This window comes from Sabulicella flocculans (assembly GCF_045449635.1).
Lineage (GTDB): Bacteria > Pseudomonadota > Alphaproteobacteria > Acetobacterales > Acetobacteraceae > Roseococcus.
Genome location: NZ_JBJJBR010000001.1, coordinates 245,989 through 268,218 on the forward strand (window position 1 = coordinate 245,989; position 22,230 = coordinate 268,218).

The 22,230-nt window shown below is 75.3% G+C and carries 19 protein-coding genes and 1 tRNA gene; 10 read left to right on the top strand and 10 right to left on the bottom strand.

All coding sequences use genetic code 11. The features are described from left to right. Window positions 1-6 precede the first annotated feature (6 nt). Window positions 7-83 (top strand) — tRNA-Met (locus tag ACI6QG_RS01275). Window positions 84-93: 10 nt separating this feature from the next. Here the strand turns inward: ACI6QG_RS01275 and ACI6QG_RS01280 are convergent. Continuing rightward, on the bottom strand, window positions 94-1,731 hold the full coding sequence (locus ACI6QG_RS01280) for an NADPH-dependent assimilatory sulfite reductase hemoprotein subunit (RefSeq protein ID WP_407022743.1): 1,638 nt from the start codon (window positions 1,729-1,731) through the stop codon (window positions 94-96). Window positions 1,732-1,974: 243 nt separating this feature from the next. Between ACI6QG_RS01280 and ACI6QG_RS01285 the strand changes: the two genes are divergently transcribed. Further along, a complete protein-coding gene (locus tag ACI6QG_RS01285; protein WP_407022744.1) occupies window positions 1,975-2,616 on the top strand; it encodes a peroxiredoxin in 642 nt (213 codons plus the stop codon). Here the strand turns inward: ACI6QG_RS01285 and ACI6QG_RS01290 are convergent. After that, entirely contained in the window at window positions 2,580-3,818 is a 1,239-nt protein-coding gene (locus ACI6QG_RS01290; RefSeq protein ID WP_407022745.1) for an alpha/beta fold hydrolase, read from the bottom strand. The two genes, ACI6QG_RS01285 and ACI6QG_RS01290, sit on opposite strands and share 37 nt — an antisense overlap. A gap of 98 nt (window positions 3,819-3,916) precedes the next feature. On the opposite strand from ACI6QG_RS01290, the gene ACI6QG_RS01295 reads away from it, so the two are divergent. From ACI6QG_RS01295 to msrP, 3 genes are read left to right on the top strand one after another with little or no spacing between them, the layout of a single operon-like run. Then, window positions 3,917-4,885, top strand: coding sequence for a Bug family tripartite tricarboxylate transporter substrate binding protein (locus ACI6QG_RS01295; RefSeq protein ID WP_407022746.1), 969 nt, complete (start codon window positions 3,917-3,919; stop codon window positions 4,883-4,885). A gap of 41 nt (window positions 4,886-4,926) precedes the next feature. Beyond that, window positions 4,927-6,543, top strand: coding sequence for a DUF6311 domain-containing protein (locus ACI6QG_RS01300; RefSeq protein ID WP_407022747.1), 1,617 nt, complete (start codon window positions 4,927-4,929; stop codon window positions 6,541-6,543). Continuing rightward, window positions 6,540-7,487: a protein-methionine-sulfoxide reductase catalytic subunit MsrP gene (gene msrP / locus ACI6QG_RS01305; RefSeq protein ID WP_407022748.1), complete on the top strand. Its 948-nt coding sequence runs from the start codon at window positions 6,540-6,542 to the stop codon at window positions 7,485-7,487. Before ACI6QG_RS01300 ends, msrP begins: the two co-directional genes overlap by 4 nt. A 9-nt stretch (window positions 7,488-7,496) precedes the next feature. Here the strand turns inward: msrP and ACI6QG_RS01310 are convergent, their stop codons facing one another. From ACI6QG_RS01310 to recG, 7 genes are read right to left on the bottom strand one after another with little or no spacing between them, the layout of a single operon-like run. Continuing rightward, complete coding sequence (locus ACI6QG_RS01310; RefSeq protein ID WP_407022749.1) at window positions 7,497-8,468, bottom strand: Bug family tripartite tricarboxylate transporter substrate binding protein; 972 nt, start codon at window positions 8,466-8,468, stop codon at window positions 7,497-7,499. A gap of 20 nt (window positions 8,469-8,488) precedes the next feature. Continuing rightward, window positions 8,489-8,941 carry an NUDIX hydrolase gene (locus tag ACI6QG_RS01315; protein ID WP_407022750.1) on the bottom strand — a complete coding sequence of 151 codons (453 nt, stop codon included), beginning with the start codon at window positions 8,939-8,941 and terminating at the stop codon, window positions 8,489-8,491. After that, window positions 8,931-9,869, bottom strand: a complete 939-nt coding sequence (locus ACI6QG_RS01320) for a DUF4340 domain-containing protein (RefSeq protein ID WP_407022751.1) — start codon at window positions 9,867-9,869, stop codon at window positions 8,931-8,933. The genes ACI6QG_RS01315 and ACI6QG_RS01320 overlap by 11 nt, the downstream gene beginning before the upstream one ends. Next, entirely contained in the window at window positions 9,866-11,722 is a 1,857-nt protein-coding gene (locus tag ACI6QG_RS01325) for a Gldg family protein (RefSeq protein ID WP_407022752.1), read from the bottom strand. The genes ACI6QG_RS01320 and ACI6QG_RS01325 overlap by 4 nt, the downstream gene beginning before the upstream one ends. Then, window positions 11,719-12,441 carry an ABC transporter permease subunit gene (locus ACI6QG_RS01330; RefSeq protein ID WP_407022753.1) on the bottom strand — a complete coding sequence of 241 codons (723 nt, stop codon included), beginning with the start codon at window positions 12,439-12,441 and terminating at the stop codon, window positions 11,719-11,721. Before ACI6QG_RS01330 ends, ACI6QG_RS01325 begins: the two co-directional genes overlap by 4 nt. Further along, window positions 12,438-13,148, bottom strand: coding sequence for an ABC transporter ATP-binding protein (locus ACI6QG_RS01335; protein ID WP_407022754.1), 711 nt, complete (start codon window positions 13,146-13,148; stop codon window positions 12,438-12,440). The genes ACI6QG_RS01330 and ACI6QG_RS01335 overlap by 4 nt, the downstream gene beginning before the upstream one ends. A gap of 20 nt (window positions 13,149-13,168) precedes the next feature. Continuing rightward, window positions 13,169-15,220 carry an ATP-dependent DNA helicase RecG gene (recG, locus tag ACI6QG_RS01340; RefSeq protein WP_407022755.1) on the bottom strand — a complete coding sequence of 684 codons (2,052 nt, stop codon included), beginning with the start codon at window positions 15,218-15,220 and terminating at the stop codon, window positions 13,169-13,171. A gap of 39 nt (window positions 15,221-15,259) precedes the next feature. Between recG and ACI6QG_RS01345 the strand changes: the two genes are divergently transcribed. Genes ACI6QG_RS01345 through ACI6QG_RS01360 form a run of 4 tightly spaced genes read left to right on the top strand, consistent with a single transcriptional unit; the run spans window position 15,260 to window position 19,786 of the window. Beyond that, window positions 15,260-15,556, top strand: a complete 297-nt coding sequence (locus tag ACI6QG_RS01345) for a succinate dehydrogenase assembly factor 2 (RefSeq protein ID WP_407022756.1) — start codon at window positions 15,260-15,262, stop codon at window positions 15,554-15,556. After that, entirely contained in the window at window positions 15,553-19,002 is a 3,450-nt protein-coding gene (gene mfd, locus ACI6QG_RS01350; protein ID WP_407022757.1) for a transcription-repair coupling factor, read from the top strand. Before ACI6QG_RS01345 ends, mfd begins: the two co-directional genes overlap by 4 nt. Beyond that, window positions 18,999-19,403, top strand: a complete 405-nt coding sequence (locus ACI6QG_RS01355; protein ID WP_407022758.1) for a GFA family protein — start codon at window positions 18,999-19,001, stop codon at window positions 19,401-19,403. Before mfd ends, ACI6QG_RS01355 begins: the two co-directional genes overlap by 4 nt. A gap of 14 nt (window positions 19,404-19,417) precedes the next feature. Then, entirely contained in the window at window positions 19,418-19,786 is a 369-nt protein-coding gene (locus tag ACI6QG_RS01360) for an SPW repeat domain-containing protein (RefSeq protein ID WP_407022759.1), read from the top strand. Here the strand turns inward: ACI6QG_RS01360 and ACI6QG_RS01365 are convergent, their stop codons facing one another. Next, a complete protein-coding gene (locus ACI6QG_RS01365; protein ID WP_407022760.1) occupies window positions 19,787-21,574 on the bottom strand; it encodes a gamma-glutamyltransferase family protein in 1,788 nt (595 codons plus the stop codon). Between the two features lie 112 nt (window positions 21,575-21,686). Here ACI6QG_RS01365 and ACI6QG_RS01370 point away from each other — a divergent pair, with 112 nt between their 5' ends. Then, window positions 21,687-22,220, top strand: coding sequence for a phosphonate metabolism protein/1,5-bisphosphokinase (PRPP-forming) PhnN (locus tag ACI6QG_RS01370; RefSeq protein ID WP_407022761.1), 534 nt, complete (start codon window positions 21,687-21,689; stop codon window positions 22,218-22,220). Window positions 22,221-22,230 lie beyond the last annotated feature (10 nt).

Below are 22,230 nucleotides of genomic sequence, written 5' to 3' on the forward strand. Positions count from 1 at the left end.
CCACGCGGTGGTGTAGCTCAGCTGGTTAGAGCACGGCACTCATAATGCCGGGGTCGGCGGTTCAAGTCCGCCCACCACTACCAACCTCCCCCTTCAGGACGCCAGGGCCAGCGCCGCCTCCGCGCGCGCCGCCCAGAAATCGCCGAAGCCCTCGCCCGCGCCGCGTTCCTGCGCCCAGCGGCGCAGCCAGGGCCGCAAGCTGCGCGGGATCTCGTCCAGCGGCACCTTGTCGGCCACGGCGCGGTTCAGCCGCGTGCCCTCGAAGGCGCCGCCGATGAACAGGGTGTAGAGGCCCGGAGCCCGCCCCACCACGCCGATCTCCGCCTGGTAGGGGCGGGCACAGCCATTGGGGCAGCCGGTGATGCGCAGGGAGATGCGCTCGCCCAGCAGGCCCAGCGCCAGCAGCTCGGCCTCGATGCCCTCGACGATGGCGTCGCGCACGCGCTCGCCCTCGGCCAGCGCCTGGCCGCAGGTCGGCAGCGCCACGCAGGCCAGGGTGTGGCGCGCCAGCGGCGACAGCGTCTCCGGCAGCGGGATGCCGTGGAAGCGCAGGATGGCCTCCACCACCGAGCGGTCGGTGGGGAGGATGTTGCTCAGCAGCAGGTCCTGCTGGGGGGTGGCGATGGGGTCGGCGCCGGTGGCCTCCACCACCTCGCGCAGCGCCGCGCGCCACTCCCCCGCCACGCGGCCGGAGGGGATGGACAGGCCCAGCCACAGCCGCCCGTCGCCCTGGGGGTGCCAGCCCAGGTGCTCGGGCACCGACAGGCGCGGCAGCGGCGGCGGCGGCGCCAGCGGGCGGCCGAGGTCGGCGGAGAGCCGGGCGCGCGCCCACTCCGCGCCCTTCTCGTGCAGCACGTATTTCAGGCGGGCCTGCTTGCGGTCGTCGCGGCGGCCATGGTCGCGGTGCAGGCGCACGGCGGCCCGGGCGACCTCCAGCACCTCGCCGTGGCCGATGAAGGCCACCGGGTCGGCCAGGCGCGGGAAGGTGGAGGGCTTGTTGTGCGTCATCCCCATGCCGCCGCCCAGGGTGACGATCCACCCCTGGGGCTGCCAGATGAAGCCCAGGTCGTTGGCCAGCACGTCGGCGGAGTTGTCGTCGGGGTGGATGAGGGCGATCTTGAACTTCCGCGGCAGGTAGGTGGCGCCGTACAGCGCGTCCTCCGCCTCGCCCGCCACCGGCTCGCCGCCCAGGAAGATCTCATGATGGGCGCGGGTGCGCGGCAGCAGCCCGTCGGAGAGGGCGAAGGCCTCGCGCTCCAGCAGGGCATGGATGGCGTCGCGCCGCGGGGCGGGGGTGGTGATGACGTTGCGCACCACGTCGCCGCAGGCGGCCAGGGTGGTCAGCAGCGCGCCGTGGATGCCGGCGATGGTGCCGCGCAGGTTCTCCCGCAAAACGCCGTGGAATTGCACGCCCTGGCGGGTGGTCAGGCGCAGGGTGTCGTCGGCGTGGCTGTCCGCCAGCGCATCCAGCGCCAGCCATTGCGCCGCGCTCAGCCGCCCGGCCGGGGCGCGCACGCGCACCATGAAGGACCAGTCCTTGTCCTCGCCGGCCTGCTTGCGGGCGGTGGCGGTGTCGCGGTCGTGCTGCTCGTAGGTGCCGTGGAACTTCAGCAGGGTGTAAGCGGCCTCGCTCAGCCCGCCCTTGGCGTGGCTGGCGTCCAGCTCGGCGGCGATGGGGCCGCGCAGGCCGTGGCTGCCGCGCTTGATGTCCTCGGCCGGGGAAGATTTCATGGCGTCGCCTCGCTCAATCCGCTTGCCAAGAGTGAAAACATCAATCTACGTTCCACGCAAGCGCAATGGTGGGGCCTGGATTTCACATGGACGATCAACAGCCGACAGGCCGCCTGCCCCAGGGGTGCGTCCATGCGTGACGAGGAGGACTGGGCCCCGGCCCGCGACGTGGCGACGCTGAGCCTGGGCGTGCTTGCATTGGTCGTGCTGCTGGCACGGCTGCTCTGACGGAAGGACCATCACATGACGCAGATCTCCCTGGGCCAGGTGGCCCCCGACTTCGAGGCCGACACCACCGCCGGCCCCATCCGCTTCTCCGACTGGGCGGCGGGCTTCTGGGTGGTGTTCTTCTCCCACCCCAAGGACTTCACCCCGGTCTGCACGACGGAGCTGGGCGAGGCCGCGCGGCTGAAGCCGGAATGGGACAGGCGCAACGTCAAGGTCATCGGCCTGTCGGTGGACGGCCTGGACCGCCACGACGCCTGGGCCGAGGACATCCGCGAGACGCAGGGCGCGGCGCTGAACTTCCCCATGATCGCCGACCCGGCGAAGCACGTCTCGGAGCTCTACGGGATGATCCACCCGGAGGCCGACCCCTCCGTCACCGTGCGCACCGTCTACGTCATCGACCCGCAGCGGAAGGTGCGGCTGACGCTGACCTATCCGCCCTCGACCGGGCGCAACTTCCACGAGGTGCTGCGCGTCATCGACAGCCTGCAGCTCACCGACAGCCACAAGGTGGCCACGCCGGTGAACTGGCAGAAGGGCGACAAGGCCATCATCGTGCCGAGCCTGTCGGACGAGGACGCCAAGGCGCGCTTCCCGCAGGGCTGGAAGGCCGACCGGCCCTACCTGCGCTGGGTGGACGTCTCCGGGAACGACTGAAGCGCCGACAGCAGGTGGTCCAGGAAGCGGGCCGGGTTCTCCGCGAAGGGGAAGTGGCCCAGCCCTTCCATCATCGCGAACCGCGCGCCGGGGATGCGGCGCGCGGTGTCCTCGCTGTGCTCGGCGGTGCAGGAGTAGTCGTACTCGCCGGTGAGCATCACCAGCGGGCAGCGTGAGGTGTCGAGCAGGTGGATGCGCTCCCGCGCGTCCCACCCGCCCGAATAGAACAGGATGTCGCCTGGGAAGGTGCCGTACCCGCCCTGGGAGTAGTGCCACCACACCTCCTCCGCGCATTCGGCGGGGGATTGCGGCGCCATCAGCCCTTCCACCCATTCGGGGGTGAAGGCCATCGCGTTCACCCCGGCATCCAGCGGCCAGGGCGTGCGGCGGCCGGCGATGTGCGCGCTCGCCTCGCAGGCGACGATGCCGCGGAAGCGCTCCGGCGCGCGCAACCCCATCTCCAGGCAGATCTCGCCGGACATGGAGGCGCCCAGCAGCACGGGCGGCGCCGCGAAGCCCCAGGCGTCCATGAAGCCCAGGATGAGCTCGGCATAGAGGTCCGTCGTCAGCGCCCATTCGCCCGGGGCGGCCGCGGCGGGCGAGCGGCCGTGGCCGGGCAGGTCCATCGTCACCAGCCGGTGTCTGGCCAGCCGCGGCTCGGCCATCAACCGGTGGAACTGGCGGCCATCGGCGCCGGCGGTGTGCAGCCCGAGGATGGCCGGGCCGTCGCCCGCCTCCTCGCCATGCAGCACCCAGTCGCGGCCCTGGGCGCGCACGGTGACGTAGCGGCCGCGCGCCGCGGGGCAGGGGGCGGGGGTGCCCAGCGCGGGGCGCAGCCGGGCGGGGGGCGCCCCGCGGCCGCCGTTGCGGACCCAGCGCGCCACCTCCAGCGCGCGGCGCAGCGGGCGGGCGTGGCGGGCCCAGGCGCGCTCGTCGCCTTCCACCCTGAAGCCGGGCACGCGCATGCGCAGCGCGAACAGGTTGTGGTGGTGCCGCGGCGGGAGCGGCCGCAGGAAGCGCTCCCACGCCCCGGGCGGCGCGTGGAAGGCGGCGTCGGCCGGGCCGGGCTCCTCCAGCGTGGCGCCGCCCTCGGCCAGCGCCAGCACCACGGCATCGTCCAGCGCGAAGCGCGCGCCGGTGCCGTGCAGCATGGCCGGCAGGGCGGGGTCCTCCCGCAGGGCGGCGCCCCAGGCGTCGCGCAATCCGCTCCATGGCATGGCTTTGGCCTCCCCCCTGGCATCCCCTGGCATCCTGCCGCAACAATCGCCCGCGGCAAGAACACCATCCGGAGGAACCGACCATGACCCATGCCACGCGGCGCGCCTTGCTGGGCGGCGGCACCGCCCTGCTGGCCACCCCGGCCCTGGCCTTCCCCGACCGCCCGCTGCGGGTGATCGTGCCGTGGAACGCCGGCGGCGTGACGGACATCCTGGCCCGCGCCATGGCGCCTTCCCTGCAGGCGGGGCTGGGCCAGCCGGTGGTGATCGAGAACCGGGCCGGCGCCAATGGCGGCGTGGGGGCGGAGGCGGCGGCGCGGGCGCCGGCGGATGGGCACACCCTGTTCGTCTCCAACGCCGACACCCACGCCATTAACCCCTTCGCCTATCGCCGCCTGCCCTACGACCCGCAGGCGGATTTCGCCCCCGTCTCCCTGTTCGCGCGCGTGCCCTTCGCGCTGATGGTCGGCCCCTCGCAGCGGGGCGTGACCGACCTTGCCGGGCTGCTGGCGGCCGCGCGGCAGCGGCCGGGGCAGGTGACCTTCGCCTCCTGGGGGGTGGCCTCGGCCTCGCACCTGTCCATGGAGCGCGTGGCGCGCGCGGCGGGGGTGGAGATGCTGCACGTGCCCTTCACCGGCCAGGCGCCGGGCATGACGGCGGTGGCGGCGGGCCAGGTGGACGCCATGGTGCTGCCCGCCGGCGGCGCCGAGGCGCTGGCGCGGGACGGGCGCGTGCGCATCCTGGCGGTGACCAGCGCCGAGCGCCTGGCGCTGCTGCCCGGCGTGCCGACCCTGCGCGAGGCGGGGACGGAGGTGGTGACGGGCAACTGGTTCGCCTTCCACGTGCCGGCGCGCACCCCCGCGGCGGCGGTGCTGCGCCTGTCGCAGGCCACGGCGGAGACCCTGCGCCAGCCCGCGGTGGCCGAGGTGTTCCGCCAGCAGGCCACCGCGCCCGAGGCCACCACGCCCGAGGGGCTGGCCGACTTCGTGCGCGCCGAGCGCGAGCGCTGGGGCGCGGTGATCCGCGCCGCCAACATCATGCTGGAGAACTGAGCGCCGCAACCCTGCCATCATCGCCGTGTTGAACCCCGGCGATGCCGCCGGGACGCGAGACATGGTGGCCCCCCCTGGGGGCCGCGCTGCTGGGGGCGGCCATCATCCTGCTCATCTGGGGCCCGGGGGTGGTGCCGCCCTGGCGCACCGGCTGGATGCTGTCCGGGCAGGTGGGGCCGGACCCGGTGCAGTACTGGCTGGGCTGGGCCTTCTTCCGCGACGACGCCTGGCGCTGGCCGCCCGGGCTGAACCCGCGCTACGGGATGGAGCTGTCCTCCTCGGTCTTCTACGCCGATGCCATCCCGCTGCTGGCCTTCCTGTTCAAGGCGCTGTGGCCGCTGGCGCCGGTGGACCAGTACTGGGGCCTGTGGCTGGTGGCCTGCGGGGCGTTGCAGGCGCTGTTCGCCGCGCTGGCGGTGCGCCGGCTGGGCGGCGGGGCGCTGGCGCAGGTGGCGGCGGGCGGGCTGATGGCGCTCTCGCCCCTGCTCATCAACCGGCTGGGCGGGCATTTCGCGCTGGGCGGGCAGTGGCTGGTGCTGGCGGGGCTGTGGCTGTGGTGGGCGCCGCCGACGCGCGGCCGCCCCTGGGGCTGGGCGGCGCTGGCCGCGGCGACGGCCCTCATCCACTCCTACATCCTGCCCATGGTGCTGGCGCTGTGGCTGGCCGATGCCTGGCGCCGCCGCGCCTGGCTGGAAGCGCCGCTGGTGCCCGGCGCCGCGCTGGCCGCCTTGTGGCTGGCCGGCTTCTTCGTGCTGGCGGAAGGCCACGGCACCGCCGGCTACGGCCAGATGCAGATGGACCTGCTGGCCCCACTCGACCGCGGCCCCTGGGGCTCCCTGCTGCCCGACATCCGCAGCGCCGAGCACCCGGAAGCCAATTCCTCCTATCTCGGCCTGGGTGGGCTGGTGCTGGCCGGCTGCGCGCTGCTGCGGCCCTGGCGGCGCGGGGCCTGGCCGCTGGCGGCTGTGCTGGGGGCCATGCTGGCCTTCGCCGTCTCGCACCGGGTGATGCTGGGCGGGCGGCTGCTGCTGGAGGTGCCCCTGCCGCCGGCGCTGCTGGAGATGGCCGGGGCGCTGCGCGCCTCCGAGCGCTACTGGTGGCCGATGGCCTACGCGCTGATGCTGGCCGGGGCGGGCGGGCTGGCGGCCCGGCTGGGGCCGCGCCGCGCCGGCTGGGCGCTGCTGGCGCTGCTGGGCTTGCAGGCCTGGGACCTCCGCCCGGCCTATGCGCGCATCGCCCACTTCTTCCCGCCCACCGAGGCGCGGCTGCCCCTGCGCCTGGGCGACCCGGAATGGCGGCGGCTGGCGGCCCAGGCCAGCGCCATCCGCCTGGTGCCGGCGATGAACCAGGGCCCCTTGTGGGAGGAGGTGGCGGTGCTGGCCGCCACCGCCGGCCGCCCGACCGACGCCACCTACCTCGCCCGCACCGACCCCGCCGCGGCGGCCGCGCTGGGCGAGGCCGTGCTGGCCCGCCTGCGCGCCGGCGAGCCGGAGCCGGGCGTGCTCCACGTGCTGCGGAACGCGGCGGCGCTGGAGGCGGCGCGGGCCGGCCTGCCGGGGCGCTTGCGGCGGCTGGACGGGGTATGGCTGATTGCGCCCATTCCCCCAGGCCCGCCCGCCCCCACATACGGGCACGAGGAACGGAGACCGCCCCCATGATCCTGCGCCGCCCCGGCTGGAACGCCCCCGAATCCCAGGTGACGCCGCAGGACTGGGCGATGAACCGCCGCGCCCTGCTGGGCGCCGGCGCCCTGCTGGCCCCCGGCCTGGCCGCCCGCCCGGCGCTGGCCCAGGCCCCCGGCGCGCCGCCGCTGCCCCAGCACGGCCGCAACGACGCCTGGCCGGCGGGCCGCGAGGTGACGCCGGAGCGCGAGGCGACCACCTACAACAACTTCTACGAGTTCGGCACCACCAAGACCGTGTGGCGCGAGGCGCAGCGCATGCCCCAGCGCCCCTGGCGCCTGCGGGTGGACGGGCTGGTGGCCAACCCGCGCGAGTTCGACCTCGACGACCTCATCCGCCTGATGCCGCTGGAGGAGCGCATCTACCGGTTCCGCTGCGTGGAAGGCTGGGCGATGACGGTGCCCTGGAACGGCTTCGCCCTGGCCGAGCTGCTGAAGCGGGTGGAGCCCGCCGCCAGCGCCCGCTACGTCGCCTTCGAGACCGCGAGCCTGCCCAGCGTGATGCCCGGCCTGCGGCAGAGCTGGTATCCCTGGCCGCACATGGAGGCCTGCACCATCGCCGAGGCGGCGAACGAGCTCGCCTTCCTGCCGGTGGGCATGTACGGCAAGCCGCTGCCGGCGCAGAACGGCGGCCCGTTCCGCGTGGTGTTCCCGTGGAAGTACGGCTTCAAGTCCGGCAAGTCGGTGGTGCGCATCACCCTGACGGAGCAGCGCCCGCGCACCTTCTGGCCCACCATCCAGGCCAGCGAGTACGGCTTCTGGGCCAACGTGAACCCGGAGGTGCCGCACCCGCGCTGGAGCCAGGCCACCGAGCGCCTGCTGGGCAGCGGCGAGCGCGTGCCCACCCGCCTGTTCAACGGCTATGGCGAGTGGGTGGGCGGCCTCTACGGCTCCCTGCAAAGGGAGCGCCTGTGGGCCTGAGCGGCCGCCTCAGCCGTCCAGCCGGGCGCCGCTGATCTCCACCAGCTCCCGCCAGCGCGGCGTGTCGGAGTCGATGAGCGCGGCCAGCGCCGCCGGGCTCTCGCTGGTCACGGTGGCGTAGCCCAGCGGGGTCAGGCGCTCCACCAGCTCGGGCTGGGCGCCGGCCTGGCGGATGGCGGCGTGCAGCCGCGCCAGCACCTCCGGCGGGGTGCCGCCCGGCGCCATGATGGCGTTCCAGGTGTTGACGCCATGCCGCCCCAGCCCGGCATCCGCGAAATCCGCCATGGCGGGCACGGCGGGCAGGAAGGGCAGCCGCGCGTTGGAGGACACCGCCATCGCCAGGAAGCGCCCGGCCTCCACATGCGGCATCAGCGCGGGCATCACGTCGAACATCATGTCGATGTTGCCCGCCACTAGGTCGTTGATGGCCGGCCCGCCGCCGCGGTAGGGCACGTGGAGGATGCGCGCGCCGCTGAAGCGGTTCACCGCCTCGATGTTGATGTGGCTGGAGGTGCCGGCGCCGGAGGAACCCATGCGCAGCTGGTCGGGGTTGTCGCGGCTCCAGCGCAGCAGGGCGCGGAAGTCGGTCCAGCCGCGCCGCCGCGCCGTCTCGGCGTTCACCACGCACAGCAGCGCGCCGTCCGTCACCTGCGACACGGGCGCGAGGTCGCGGCGCGGGTCGAAGGGCATGCGGCTGGTCATGAACGGGAAGGCGCACAGCGTTGTGACGCCGATGAGGCCGATGACGGAGCCGTCCTTCTCGCCCTTGGCCACGGCGTCGGCGCCGATCAGCCCGCCGGCGCCGCCGCGGTTCTCCACCACCACGTTGGCGGACAGCGCCGGGCCCAGGCGCTCGGCCAGCAGGCGGCCCAGCAGGTCCACCGCGCCGCCGGGCGGGAAGGGCACCACGAGGCGCACGGCGCGCCCCTGCGCCAGGGCGGGCGCCGCGAGGGCGGAGAGCAGCAGGCTTCGTCGCAACATCGGCAGGGGTCCTCCTGCCCTCAGGCTGGCGCGCCGCGGCGCCGCGCGTCCAGCCTTTCCCGCGCCAGCGCGATGACGCGGCGCGTCTCGCTGGTCAGCGCGTAGGCATCCAGCGCGTCCAGCGGCGCCCAGCTGACCTCCTGCGCGTCATCCGCGGCGCGCGCCTCGCCCGCCCGCCATTCGCCGGCGTAGTCCACGATGGTGTAGTGGAAGCGCACGCGGCCCGCCTCGTCCTGCGTCACCGCGTCCACCACGTCGGCCAGCACCAGCGGGCCCAGCTCCACCCCCGTCTCCTCCAGCAGCTCGCGCCGGGCCGCGGCCTCGGCCGTCTCGCCCAGGTGCTGGGCGCCGCCGGGCAGCGACCACAGGCCCTGGCGCGGCGGGCGGGCGCGGCGCACCAGCAGCACGGCCCCGCCGCGGAAGGCGACGGCGCCGATGCCGACCCAGGGCCGGTCGGGATACTCACGGCTCAAGCAGGTCCTCCAGGCGCGGGATGAACTGGCGCTCGCGCCAGGCGGGGAAGGCGAAGCCCCAGCCCGCCCACAGCGCGTTCAGCGCCGCGGCCTCGGCGTCGCCCTCGGCGCGCAGCTCCAGCCACAGCTCGTCCCCGGCGCGCCGCGCCCAGGCGCGGATGGCGAGGCCGTCGGTGAACAGGAAGCGCGATTCGCCCAGCGCCTCGCCGGGAATGGCATCGGCGCGGCGCACCTCGGCCAGGGTCAGCGCCTCGAAGGCGCGGCCCAGCTCCTCCAGGGCCACGCCGTCGGGGCGGGGCGGGTCGCGCGGCGCGATGATGACCAGCGGCGCGTCCACCACGCCGGGGCGCTGGATGGCCAGGGCGGGCTCGCCGGCGCGGCGCACCTCCACCCGGCGCAGCCGCGCGGCGGGCAGGTCCGCCAGCTCACGCAGCAGCCACAGGTTGGGGTCGGGCTCGGCGGCGACGCCGCCCTCGGCTAGCCAGGCGCCGGCCTCGCCGGCCAGGCGCAGGTGCTGGGTGGCGCCGCGGCGCACGCCCAGGGTCAGGTCCGCCAGGGCGGCACCCTGCGCGTCCAGCACCCGCAGCCGCGTGCCCTCCTCGCCGGTGCCGTTGCGCGGGTCGGGGGCGCGGGGCTCCAGCAGGCGCAGCTCGGCCAGGGCGGTGAAGGTCTCGCGCAGGCGGGCGGGGCGGGCGGGCCAGCCGGCGCGCTCGGCGATGCGCCAGGTGGCGCCGTCGCGGCGCAGCGTCACCTGGTGGCCGGGGCGCGTCACCTCCACCCGCGCCGCCGTTCCCAGCCGGTCGAGGAGGCCGGGAAAGGCCGGGCGGCCGGCGGGCGGCGGCGGCGCCTCCCGCGGGGCCAGCCACAGCGCCGCCCCCAGCGTGGCGGCCGCCGCGCCGCCGAGCAGCAGGAGGCCGCGGCGCCTCACGCCGCCCGCTGCCGGCGCCGCCACAGCGCCACGCCCAGCGCGGCCAGGGCCAGCAGGGCCGGCACCAGGGCGATGTTCACCCAGCGCAGGGTGCGCTCCAGCGCCTCGATGTCCCGGCGCAGCTCCAGCTGCACGGCGCGCAGCTCCTGCCGGGTGGCGGCGATCTGCGCGCGGGCGCGCTCCACCTCGGCGCGCTGCTCGGGCGTCAGCACCACCTGGTCGGCGTTGCGCGCACCGCTGCCCTGGCGCAGCTCGCGCAGCCGGGCCTCCGTGGCCTGCAGGCGCTCCGTCAGCGCCTGCTCCGAGGCGCGGAACTGCGCGTCCGCCCGGCGCCGGATGGATTCCACCAGGGCGAAGGGCCGCAGCGCCTCCCCGCGGGAGCGCAGGGAGATCATGGCGTCCGAGCCCGCCAGCGCGTCCGCGAGGTTGAGGATGAAGGCGCCGTTGCCGCCGAAGGGCGTGGCGGTGGCGGCGCCCTCGCGCTGCTGCACCCAGAAGCGGTCGTCCAGCAGGTCGGTGTCGTGGATGAGCACGAGTGTCGCCGGCCCCTGCGAACGCGCGAGGTGCGGCGGCAGCCCCTCGGCGGGGCTGGGCGGGCCGTCGGGGAAGGCGGTGGCCAGCGGCGCGCGCAGCCGGGCGGCGACGACGTGGCGCTGCTCGCCGGCGCGGAAGCCGGCCAGCAGCCGCACCGGGTCGGCTTCCAGCCCCACGCGCTCCGCCGGCACCAGCATGGACTGGGCCGAGGTGGTGAGCAGCGGCACCCACTCGCCGGCCAGCCCCTCGCGCCGCCGCAGAACCCCGGCGGAGGCCACCGCCACCGGCTCCAGCGCCGCGGTCGCCACCTCCTGCCGGTTCAGGCTGTCGCCCTGGAGGGAGAACCAGGGCAGGTAGTCCACCGCCTGCACGCGGTCGCCGGGGCGGGCGCGCACCCGCCAGGCGCCGCGCAGGTCCAGCACCACCTGGCCTTCCGGCGCCTCCACCCCCCAGGCGTCGAGCAGCCGGGGCAGGGCGGAGGCGGTGTCGCGCGGCGGGCGGCCATCCGGGCCGGGGCGGGTGGCCTGCATCTCGCTGTGCGGGTCCAGCAGGAGGATGAGGCGGCCGCCGCGCAGCACGAACTGGTCCAGCGCGTATTGCGTGGCGTCCGGCAGGCCCTGCGGGTGCGCCACCAGCAGCAGCGTCACCTCCGGCGGGATGGCGGCGGTGGCCAGGGGCACCTCCCGCACCTCGAAGGATTCGCGCAGCTGCTGCATCACCACCTGCGGACGTGCCAGGGCGGGCTGGCGCAGCAGCAGGGCGCGCGGGTCGCCGTTCAGCGGCAGCGGCGTCATCACGCCCAGCACCGGCCGCGGCGGGTCGGACAGCTCGAACACCAGCCGCGTCAGGTCGGCTTCCAGGAAGCGCTCGCGCGAGGGGTCGAAGAAGGGGATGGCCCGCTCCTCGTCGCGCGCGTTGCGGCCGGCGAGGCCGAAGAACACCTGCTCGCCGCCCTCGTTCAGCGGCACCGGCGTCAGCCCGGCGGCGGTGACGCGGTCCTCGGCGTCGCTGAACGGCTCGGGGTCCTCGACTTGCAGGCGGATCAGCGGGCTGGCGGCGGCGTATTCGCGCAGCAGGGCGCGCACGCGCGCGGCATGGGCGCCGACCTGCGGCGCCTCCGCCGTGATGCGGCGCGAGTAGGAGAGGCGCAGCGTCACCGGCTCCTTCAGCCCCGCCAGCACCTGCCGCGTGCCGGGAGTGAGGGTGTAGAGCCGCCCTTCCGTGAGGTCGAGCCGCGCCCGGGGCGCCGCGCGCCCGGCCAGCAGCGTCACGCCCACCGCCAGCACGGCGGCCAGCGCCAGGGCGAGCCAGCGGGTCACGCCGCCCTCCGCGCGTCCAGCACCACCACGTTGGCGAACAGCCAGAAGCCGGTGAAGGCGGCGAAGAACACCAGGTCGGGCAGGGCGATGACGCCGCGCACGAAGCCGCCGAAGCGGTCGGCGACGGAGAAGCCGCGCGCCGCCTCCGCCAGGGCGGGCGCCGAGCCGGCCAGGAAGTCCGTCACCACCGGCGAGCCTGCGGCGGCGAACACGAAGCACCCCGCCACCCCCAGCACGAAGGCGATGACCTGCGAGGAGGTGAGGGCGGAGGCCGCCGAGCCCAGCGCCAGGTAGGCCCCGGCCACCAGCCAGGCCCCCACGTAGCCGGCCAGGATGGCGCCGTTGTCCGGCTCGCCCAGCAGGTTCACCGTCACGACCAGCGGGAAGGTCAGCGTCAGCGCCACGCCGCAGAAGGCCCAGGCGGCCAGCCACTTGCCGGCCACCGCCTGCCAGGTGGCGATGGGCAGGGTCAGCAGCGCCTCCAGCGTGCCGGCGCGGCGCTCCTCCGCCCACAGGCGCATGGTCAGCGCCGGCACCAGCAGCAGGAACAGCCAGGGCACGAAGCCGAAGAAGGGCAGCAGGTCCGCCTGGTTGCGGGCGAAGAAGCCGCCCAGGGTGAAGGTCAGGCTGCCCGACAGCAGCAGGAAGATGACCAGGAACACCACGGCCACCGGGGTGGCGAACCAGGCGGCGAACTCGCGCCGCGCCACGGCCATCATGCCGCCTCTCCCAGCGTCAGGGCGCGGAACACCGCCTCCAGCCCGTGCCCCCCCGCGGTCAGCTCCGCCGGGGTGGCGTCGGCGCGCAGCTGCCCACCGGCGATGATGATGGCGCGGGTGCACACCGCCCCCACCTCCTCCAGGATGTGGGTGGACACCAGGATGGCCTTGCGCGGCGCCATGGCGCGGATCAGCGCGCGCACCTCGTGCTTCTGGTTGGGGTCCAGCCCGTCCGTCGGCTCGTCGAGGATGAGGGCGTCGGGGTCGTGCAGCAGGGCGGCGGCCAGGCCGACGCGGCGGCGGAAGCCCTTGCTCAGCGTCTCGATGGGCCGGCGCGCCACGCCGTCCAGCTGGGCCATCGCCATGGCGGCGGCCACGTCGCCGCGCCCGCGCACCCGGGCGCAGAAGCGCAGGAAGCCCTCCACGCTCATCTCGCCATAGGCCGGCGCGCCTTCGGGCAGGTAGCCCAGCGCGGCGCGGGCGCGCACGCCATCGGCCTGGACATCGTGGCCGGCGATGCGCGCGGTGCCGGCGGACGGCGCCAGGAAGCCGGCCAGCAGGCGCATGGTGGTGGTCTTGCCGGCGCCGTTGGGGCCCAGGAAGCCCACCACCTCGCCCCGCCGCACGGCGAAGGAGACGCCGTTCACCGCCGTGATGCCGCCGAAGCGGCGCACCAGCCCCTCGGCCTCGATCAGCACGTCCGTCATGCGGCGCGGGATACCAGGGCTCAGCCGGCCTTCAAATAGGCCGCCGCCTCGTCCTTGCCGAACAGCCGCAGCAGCAGGCGCACCGCCTCGCCGCGCGGGCCGCGCAGGGCGGGGTCCTGGTGCAGCAGCGCCTCGGCGTCGGTGTTGGCGATCTCGATCAGGTCGCGCTGGCGGGCGGCGTCCTCCTCCGGCAGCGCCAAGCGCAGCGTGGCTTGGCCGGCCTGGCGGGTGCCCAGCGCCTCGCCGGCGCCGCGCAGCCGCAGGTCCGCCTCGGCGATCACGAAGCCGTCCTCCGTGTCGCGCAGGATCAGCAGGCGTTCCTTCTCCTTCTCCGAAAGATGCTCGGAATGCACCAGCAGGCAGGAGGACGGCCTGGCGCCGCGGCCGACTCGGCCGCGCAGCTGGTGCAGGGCCGACAGGCCGAAGCGCTCGGCCTGCTCGATCAGCATGATGGTGGCCTCCGGCACGTCCACGCCGACCTCGATGACGGTGGTGGCCACCAGCAGTCGCGTGCGGCCCTCGGCGAAGTCGCGCAGCGCCCCTTCGCGCACCTCCATGTCCAGCTCGCCATGCGCCAGCCCGACCTGCCCGGGGAAGCGCTCGCTCAGCTGGCGGAAGCGGTCCTCGGCGGCCACGCTGTCGTCGTGCTCGCCGCCGGTGATGGCGCGCACCACCCAGTAGGCGCGCTCGCCGCGCGCCAGCGCCTCCCCCAGCCGGGCCACCACCTCGGGCAGCCGCGCCTGGGTGGCGATGCGCGTGGCGATGGGCTGCCGCCCGGCCGGCTTGCCGGCGATGCGGCTGACCTGCATCTCGCCCCACTGCGTCAGCTGCAGGGTGCGCGGGATGGGGGTGGCGGTCATCACCAGCATGTCCGCGCCCTCGCCCTTGGCGCCCAGCAGCAGGCGCTGGTTGACGCCGAAGCGGTGCTGCTCGTCCACCACCGCCAGGCCCAGGTCGCGGAACTCCACCCCCTCCTGGAACAGGGCGTGGGTGCCGACGGCGACGGCGATGGAGCCGTCCGCCAGCCCGGCCAGCACCCGCCGCCGCTCGGCGCCCTTCACGCTGCCGGCCAGCAGCGCCACCTCCACCCCCGCGGCGCCGCACAGCCTGGCCAGGGTGCGGGCGTGCTGGCGGGCCAGGATTTCGGTCGGCGCCATCAGCGCGGCCTGGGCGCCGGCCTCCACCGCCTGCAGCATCGCCAGCACCGCCACCAGCGTCTTGCCGCTGCCCACGTCGCCTTGCAGCAGCCGCAGCATGCGGTGCGGGGCGGCGAGGTCGGCGGAAATCTCGGCCAGGGCCTGGTGCTGGTCGGGCGTCGGCTCGTGGCCGAAGGCGGCCAGGGCGCGGGCCCGCAGCGCGCCGTCGCCGCGCAGCGCCCGCCCGGCGCTGGTGCGGTGGCGGCGGCGCAGCAGGCCCAGCGCCACCTGCCCGGCCAGGGCCTCGTCATAGGCCAGCCGCTCGCGCGGCCCGGCGCCGGGCGGGGCCGCGGGGGCGTGCAGGGCGCGCAGCGCGGCGGGGAAGGGGGGCCAGTTCTCGCGCGCCAGCAGGTGCGGGTCGGCCCATTCCGGCCAGCCGTCGGGCAGCTGGGCCAGGGCGGCGCGCACCGCGGCGGCCATCACCGGGCGCTGGAGCGATTCCGTCAGCCGGTGGATGGGCTCCAGCGCCGGCAGGTCCTCCGCCTCGCGCGCCACCTCGGGGTTGGCCATGGACCAGCCCTCGCCCTCGGGCTTCACCTTGCCGGACACCCAGCGCGCCTCGCCGCGAGGGAACTGCCGCTCCACCGTCGCCAGCCAGCCGTTGAGGATGCGGATGGTCACGCCCTCGGCGGTGCGCACCTCGACGTAGCGGCGGTTGGTCAGGCGCGACTTCGCCGGGCGGATGGCGGTGGCGGTGACGCGCAGGATGGCCTCGGCCTCCGCCGGCGCCTGGGCGGGGTGGGCCACGCGCAGCCGCTCGGCGATGCGCTCGGGCAGGTGGAACAGCAGGTCCAGCACCCGCTCGCCGCCCGCCGCCTTTGCCAGCAGGGCGGCGCGCTTGGGCCCCACGCCCGGCAGCGCGGCGAGGGGGGCCATCAGGTCATCCAGGCTGACGGGGGGAGGCACCCGTCCTATATGGCATCCGTGAGCACCGCCGACGACCTCTCCCCCCGCCACCGCCGCCTGCTGTTCCGCGCCATGCACCGCGGCACCAAGGAATGCGACCTGATGGTGGGCGGCTTCGTGCGCCGCCACCTGCCCGCCCTGACGGCGTTGGAGCTGGACGAGCTGGAGGCGATCCTGGAAATGCCGGACGTGGACCTGGCCGATTGGCTGAGCGGCCGCCGCCCCATCCCGGAGGAGGCGGGCGGCCCGCTGCTGCGCCGCATGGCCGCCGAGATGGAGCGCCCCGGCGCCGGGACCGCGGGGTGAGCGCAGCGCTGGACGTCTACGGCGCGCCCGAGGGCTTCGACGCCCTGCTGCTGCGCGCCCGCCGCGCCGAGACCCAGGCGCCCATCCTGCATGCCTGCCGCGACGACGCGCGCATGGCGCGGCTGGCCGAGGCGCTGGGCTTCTTCATGCCCGAGGCGGAGCTGCTGCGCTTCCCCGCCTGGGACGTGCTGCCCTATGACCGCGTCTCGCCCAACCCCGAGCTGGTGGCCGAGCGCGTGGCCACCCTGGCCGAGCTGACCGAGCCGCCGACCCGCCCGCGCATCGTGCTGACCACGGTGAACGCCCTGGTGCAGCGCGTGCCGCCACGCAGCGCCTTCGCCGGCGCCGCGCTGTCGCTGCGCAAGGGCGGCCGCGCGGACCCGGCCCAGGTGGTCGCCTTCCTGGAATCCAACGGCTACGGCCGCACCGGCACGGTGATGGAGCCCGGCGAGTACGCCCTGCGCGGCGGCATCCTGGACCTGTTCCCCAGCGGCAGCGCCGACCCGGTCCGGCTGGACTTCTTCGGCGACGAGGTGGAAAGCATCCGCCGCCTGGACACCGAGACGCAGCGCTCGCGCGAGCACCTGGACCGGCTGGTGCTGCGCCCGGTGGGCGAGGTGTTCCTCGACGCCGCCTCCATCGAGCGCTTCCGCACCGCCTACCGTGACCTGTTCACCGCCGCCGCCTCGGAGGACCCGCTCTACGTCTCCGTCTCCGCCGGCCGCCGCCACCCGGGCATGGAGCACTGGGCCGCGATGTTCCACGAGCGCATGGAGACGCTGCTGGACTACCTGCCCGGCGCCTCCGTCTCGCTGGACCACCAGGCGGAGGACGCGCTGGCGGCGCGGCTGGAGATGATCGCCGACCACTACGACGCCCGGCGGGTGCCCGCGCGCATCACGGAGGGCGAGGTGCCCTACCGGCCGGTGCCGCCCGCGCGCCTCTACCTGGACCGCGCGGGGTGGGACGCCATGCTGTCCGGCGGGCCGCTGCTGCGCTTCAACCCCTTCCACCGGCCCGAGGGCGCGCCGGGGCTGGACGGCGGCGGCCGGGCCGGCCGCACCTTCGCCGAGGCGCGCCAGGCCGGCGAGAACGTCTTCCACGCCTACGCCGCCCATGCCGAGAGCGAGATGGGCCGCGGCCGCCGCCCGCTGCTGGCCGCCTGGACCCGCGGCTCGCGCGAGCGCCTGCTGACCCTGCTGCGGGAGAACCGCGTGGCCGCCGAGGCGGTGGAGGACGGCTACAAGGCCAAGGCCCTGGCCCCCGGCCTGGTCGGGGTGGCGGTGCTGGGGCTGGAGCGCGGCTTCACCGGCGACGGCCTGTCCGTCACCGCCGAGCAGGACCTGCTGGGCGAGCGCATCGCGCGCCCCGCCCGCAAGCGCAAGCGCGCCGAACAGTTCATCGCCGACGCCACCCAGATCGAGGTCGGCGACCTGCTGGTGCACGCCGAGCACGGCATCGGCCGCTACGAGGGGCTGGAGACGGTGCAGGCCGGCGGCGCCCCGCATGACTGCCTGAAGCTGACCTATGACGGCGACGCCCGCCTCTACGTGCCCGTCGAGAACATCGAGATCCTGTCGCGCTTCGGCAGCGAGACGGCGGGGGTGGGCCTGGACAAGCTGGGCGGCGCCTCCTGGCAGGCGCGCAAGGCCAAGGCCAAGCAGCGCATCGCCGACATGGCCGCGCAGCTCATCAAGATCGCCGCCGAGCGCCGCACCCGCGAATCCGCCGTCATCGCCCCGCCCGAGGGCGCGTGGGAGGAGTTCTGCGCCCGCTTCCCCTACGCCGAGACGGAGGACCAGGCCCGCGCCATCGCCGACGTGCTGGAGGACCTGGCCGCCGGCCGCCCGATGGACCGGCTGATCTGCGGCGACGTGGGCTTCGGCAAGACGGAGGTGGCGCTGCGCGCCGCCTTCGTGGTGGCGATGTCGGGCGCGCAGGTGGCGGTGGTGGTGCCCACCACCCTGCTGGCCCGCCAGCACCACCGCATCTTCACCGCCCGCTTCGCCGGCCTGCCGGTGCGCATCGCCCAGCTCTCGCGCATGGTCACCGCGAAGGAGCAGAAGGAGGTGAAGGCGGCGCTGGAGCGCGGCGAGGTGGACATCATCGTCGGCACCCACGCCCTGCTGGGCAAGGGCATCGCCTTCAGCGACCTGGGCCTGGTCATCGTGGACGAGGAGCAGCACTTCGGCGTCAAGCACAAGGAGCGCCTGAAGGAGCTGGAGGCCGGCGTACACGTGCTGACGCTGACCGCCACCCCCATCCCGCGCACGCTGCAGCTGGCGCTCAGCGGCGTGCGGGAGATGAGCGTGATCGCCACCCCGCCGGTGGACCGCCTGGCGGTGCGCACCTTCATCATGCCCTGGGACCCGCTGGTGCTGCGCGAGGCCATCCAGCGCGAGCGCTTCCGCGGCGGGCAGGTGTTCTGCGTGGTGCCGCGCATCGAGGACATGGCCAAGATGGCCGAGCGCATGAAGGAGATCGCGCCCGAGGCCCGCATGGTCCAGGCGCATGGCCAGATGCCGGCGACCGAGCTGGAGCGGGTGATGACCGAGTTCGGCGACGGCAAGCACGACATCCTGCTGGCCACCAACATCGTCGAATCCGGCCTGGACATGCCGGCGGTGAACACCATGCTGATCTGGCGCGCCGACATGTTCGGGCTGGGCCAGCTCTACCAGCTGCGCGGGCGCGTGGGGCGCGGCAAGCAGCGCGGCTACGCCTACCTCACCTGGCCGGCGCACCACCGCCTGGCGCCCACCGCGCAGAAGCGGCTGGAGGTGATGCAGACGCTGGACAACCTGGGCGCTGGCTTCACCCTGGCCAGCCACGACCTCGACATCCGCGGCGCCGGCAACCTGCTGGGCGAGGAGCAGTCCGGCCAGATCCGCGAGGTCGGCATCGAGCTGTACCAGGAGATGCTGGAGGAGGCGGTGGCCGACCTGCGCGCCGGCCAGCGCCGGAAGTCCGATTCCGACACCGGCTGGATGCCGCAGATCAACCTCGGCCTCGCCGTGCTGATCCCCGAGAACTACGTCAGCGAGCTGCCGGTGCGCCTGGGCCTGTATCGCCGCATCGGCGCGCTGGAGACGGAGGGCGAGGTGGACGCGATGGGCGCCGAGCTGGTGGACCGCTTCGGCGCGCTGCCCGGCGAGGTGGAGAACCTGCTGGCCACGGTCGCCATCAAGCTGCGCTGCAAGGAGGCCAACGTGGAGAAGGTGGAGGCCGGGCCGAAGGGAATCGTGGTCACCTTCCGCAAGGGCAACTTCGCCAACCCCGTCGGGCTGGTGGAGTGGGCGGCGCGGCAGAAGGGCCTGATCACCCTGCGCCCCGACGGCAAGGTGGCCCTGCTGCGCGAGATGCCGTTCGACCAGCGCGTGAAGGCGGCGCGCGGCTTGGTGACCAACCTGGCCAAGCTGGCCCGCGCCGAGAAGGTGGCGGCGTGAGCGCGCCCGCCGCGGTGCGCGAGGGCGGCTGCTGCTGCGGCGCGCTGCGCTTCCGCGTGGAGGGCGAGCCCCGGCGCGTCGGCGTGTGCCACTGCCTGGACTGCCGCAAGCTCCATGGCGCGCCCTTCATGAGCTTCGCGGTGTTCGACCGCGCGCAGGTGCAGGTGACGGGCGTGTTCCACCGCTTCCACACCCAGCCCGCCTACCTCCGCTGCTTCTGCCCCACCTGCGGCTCCCACGTCTTCGCCGAAGATGCGGGCGGCATCGAACTCTACCACGGCGGCTTCGACCAGCCGGACCTGTTCCCGCCGACCTATGAGCTCTGGACGGTGCGGCGGGAATCCTGGCTCGAACTGCCCACCCTCACCGAGCACCACGTGCGGAACCGCGAAGCGCGGTGAGGCGTTGGTGGGGGATGCGATTCCTCCCCACCCGGCTGCACGGCATCCTCGACTACGCGGCCGGGCTGGGCATGCTGGCCACGCCCTTCCTGATGGGGCTGCACGGGCTGCCGGCCTGGCTGCTGTGGGTGGCCGGGGCCGGCGCGCTGCTCTACGCCGCGCTGACGCGGTACGAGCTGGGCCTCTGGCGGGTGATGCCGATGAACATCCACCTGGGCCTGGACGTGCTGGCCGGGCTGGCCCTGGTCGGCGCGCCCTTCCTGCTGGGCATCGCCGGGCGCGACGCCTGGCCGCTGTTCGCCTTCGGCACGCTGTCGCTGCTGGCGGGGCTGTTCACCCGCGCGGCCCCGGACAGCGCGCCCGCCGATGCGCTGCGTGTCTGATCAGCGCCCGACCGCGTAGCCCTGCATCCCGCGCGGGTTGGCCCCCGCGCGCAGCTGCCCGTCCGGCAGGCGCCGCGCGCCGGTCAGCCGGCCTTCGCTCCACTCGCCGCCCACCTCCACCACATGGCCGCGGCGGCGCAGCTCCTCCGCCACCTCCGGCGCGTAGCGGCCTTCCAGCACCAGCTTGCCGGGGCGCGCCCCGCGCGGCCAGAAGGAGCTGACCCAGTGCTCCGAATGGAAGGCCGGCAGGTCGATGGCTTCCTGGATGTTGAAGCCGTGCGCCGCCATGCGCGCCAGCATGATGGGCTGCCATTGGTCCTGCTGCTCGCCGCCCGGGGTGCCGAAGGCCATGTAGGGCCGCCCGTCGCGCAGCACCATGGAGGGCGAGAGCGTGGTGCGCGGCCGCTTGCCCGGCACCAGCCCGTTGGGCAGCGCCTCGTCCAGCCAGAACATCTGCGCCCGCGTGCCCAGGCAGCAGCCCAGCTCCGGGATGGCCGGCGAGGATTGCAGCCAGCCGGCCGAAGGCGTGGCCGACACGAAGTTGCCCCAGCGGTCCACCACGTCCACGTGGCAGGTGTCCCCGGCCGAGGCGCCCAGCCGCGACACCGTGGGCTCGCCCGAGCCGGCGGCGGCCGCCATCTCCTGCGCGCGCTGCACGGCGGCGGCGTAGTCCACGCCGCGCGGCTCCCGGCCGCCCGGGGCGCCGGGGCGGAACTCCAGGGAGGCGGCGTCGCCGATGAGCGCCCGGCGCTGCGCCACGTAGGCGGGGTCCAGCGTGGCGGCCACCAGGTCCTCGGTGAAGCGGGGGTCGCCGTCATGCGCCTCGCGGTCGGCGTAGGCCAGCTTCATCGCCTCGGCGAAGACGTGCACGAAGTCGGCGCCCAGCGGGTCCAGGCGCGCCAGGTCGAAGCCCTCCACCAGCGCCAGGGTGCGCAGCATGGTGGGGCCCTGGCTCCAGGGTCCGCACTTCAGCACCTCGTGGCCCAGGAAGCGGCCGCGCGCCGGCTCCTCCACCCCGGCGCGCCAGCCGGCCATGTCGTGCGCCGTCAGCACGCCGGCGTGGCGCCGGCCGGAGGTGTCCATGGCCGGGGTCCGCACGAAGCGCTCCACCGCCTCGGCCACGAAGCCGCCGTACCAGGCGGCGCGCGCGGCCTCGATCTCGGCCTCGCGGGTGCGGCCGGGGGCCTCGGCCTCGCGCAGCAGGCGCTCATAGGTGCCGGCCATCACCGGGTTGGCGTAGAGGCCGCCGGGCTGCGGCCCGCCGTCGCGCAGCCACAGGGCGGCGGAGGTGGGCCATTCCTGCTCGAACAGCCGGCGCATGGAGGCCACCGTGGCGGTGACGCGGCCGACCATCGGCGCGCCGTGGCGCAGGTAGCCGATGGCGTAGTCCAGCACGTCGCGCAGCCGCCAGGTGCCGTGCTCCAGCAGCATGCGCGCCCAGGCGTCGAAGGCGCCGGGAATCGGGGCGGGCAGGAAGCCGGTGCCGGGCACCAGGTCCAGGCCCAGCGCGCCCTTGACGTGCGTCACGCTCAGCCCCGCCGGGGCCGGGCCCTGGCCGCAGATCACCTGCTGCCGGTCCAGCGCGGCGGAGTGCAGGATGATGGGGCAGTCGCCCAGCGGGCCGTTCAGGTGCGGCTCCACCACCTGCAGGGTGAAGCCGGCGGCGGCGGCGGCGTCGAAGGCGTTGCCCCCGCGCTCCAGCACGGCCATGCCGACCTGGGAGGCGACCCAGTGGGTGGAGGCGACGACGCCGAAGGTGCCGGCGATCTCGGGTCGGGTGGTGAACATGGGCGCGACACCACACCCGGGCGGCGCGCCGGTCAACCGGCGGATGACCCTTGCGTGACATCCGCCGCCGCGCCCCTGGACGCGCGGCGCGCCGCCGGGCATGGCGCGGCGGATGCTGTGGGTGGCGATGGCGGGCCCCTCGGGGGCGGGCAAGGATTCGCTGCTGGCGGGCGCGCGCGCCCTGCTGGCGGGCGACGCGCGCATCCACTTCGCCCGGCGCTCCATCACCCGCCCGGCCGATGCCGGCGGCGAGGCGCACGAGCACCTGCCCGAGGCGGCGTTCGACGCGGCGGGGATGGCGCTGCAATGGCGCGCCCATGGCTGGCGCTACGGCATCCGCCGCGAGGAGGTGCGCCGCGCCCCCGTCACCGTGCTCAGCCTCTCGCGCACCGTGCTGGAGGAGGCGGCGCGGCTGGCGCCGCTGCTGGTGGTGGAGGCCTGGGCGCCGCCGGAGGTCCTGGCCGCCCGGCTGGCGGCGCGGGGCCGGGAGGACGCGGCCGCCATCGCGGCGCGGCTGCGGCGGGAGGCGCCGCTGCCGCCCGGGCTGCGGGTGCGGCGCCTGGCGAATGACGGCCCGCTGGAGGAAGGCGCGGCCGCGCTGGCCGCCCTGCTGCGGGCTTGCGCGGAGGGCGGATTTCCGCCATGAGGCCCCCTGC

Coding starts and splice junctions, on each gene's coding strand:
- ACI6QG_RS01280 (WP_407022743.1), bottom strand. CDS start 1,731: ATGAAATCTTCCCCGGCCGAGGACATCAAGCGCGGCAGCCACGGCCTG.
- ACI6QG_RS01285 (WP_407022744.1), top strand. CDS start 1,975: ATGACGCAGATCTCCCTGGGCCAGGTGGCCCCCGACTTCGAGGCCGAC.
- ACI6QG_RS01295 (WP_407022746.1), top strand. CDS start 3,917: ATGACCCATGCCACGCGGCGCGCCTTGCTGGGCGGCGGCACCGCCCTG.
- ACI6QG_RS01300 (WP_407022747.1), top strand. CDS start 4,927: ATGCCGCCGGGACGCGAGACATGGTGGCCCCCCCTGGGGGCCGCGCTG.
- msrP (WP_407022748.1), top strand. CDS start 6,540: ATGATCCTGCGCCGCCCCGGCTGGAACGCCCCCGAATCCCAGGTGACG.
- ACI6QG_RS01310 (WP_407022749.1), bottom strand. CDS start 8,468: ATGTTGCGACGAAGCCTGCTGCTCTCCGCCCTCGCGGCGCCCGCCCTG.
- ACI6QG_RS01330 (WP_407022753.1), bottom strand. CDS start 12,441: ATGATGGCCGTGGCGCGGCGCGAGTTCGCCGCCTGGTTCGCCACCCCG.
- ACI6QG_RS01335 (WP_407022754.1), bottom strand. CDS start 13,148: ATGACGGACGTGCTGATCGAGGCCGAGGGGCTGGTGCGCCGCTTCGGC.
- recG (WP_407022755.1), bottom strand. CDS start 15,220: ATGGCCCCCCTCGCCGCGCTGCCGGGCGTGGGGCCCAAGCGCGCCGCC.
- ACI6QG_RS01345 (WP_407022756.1), top strand. CDS start 15,260: ATGGCATCCGTGAGCACCGCCGACGACCTCTCCCCCCGCCACCGCCGC.
- ACI6QG_RS01360 (WP_407022759.1), top strand. CDS start 19,418: ATGCGATTCCTCCCCACCCGGCTGCACGGCATCCTCGACTACGCGGCC.
- ACI6QG_RS01365 (WP_407022760.1), bottom strand. CDS start 21,574: ATGTTCACCACCCGACCCGAGATCGCCGGCACCTTCGGCGTCGTCGCC.
- ACI6QG_RS01370 (WP_407022761.1), top strand. CDS start 21,687: ATGCTGTGGGTGGCGATGGCGGGCCCCTCGGGGGCGGGCAAGGATTCG.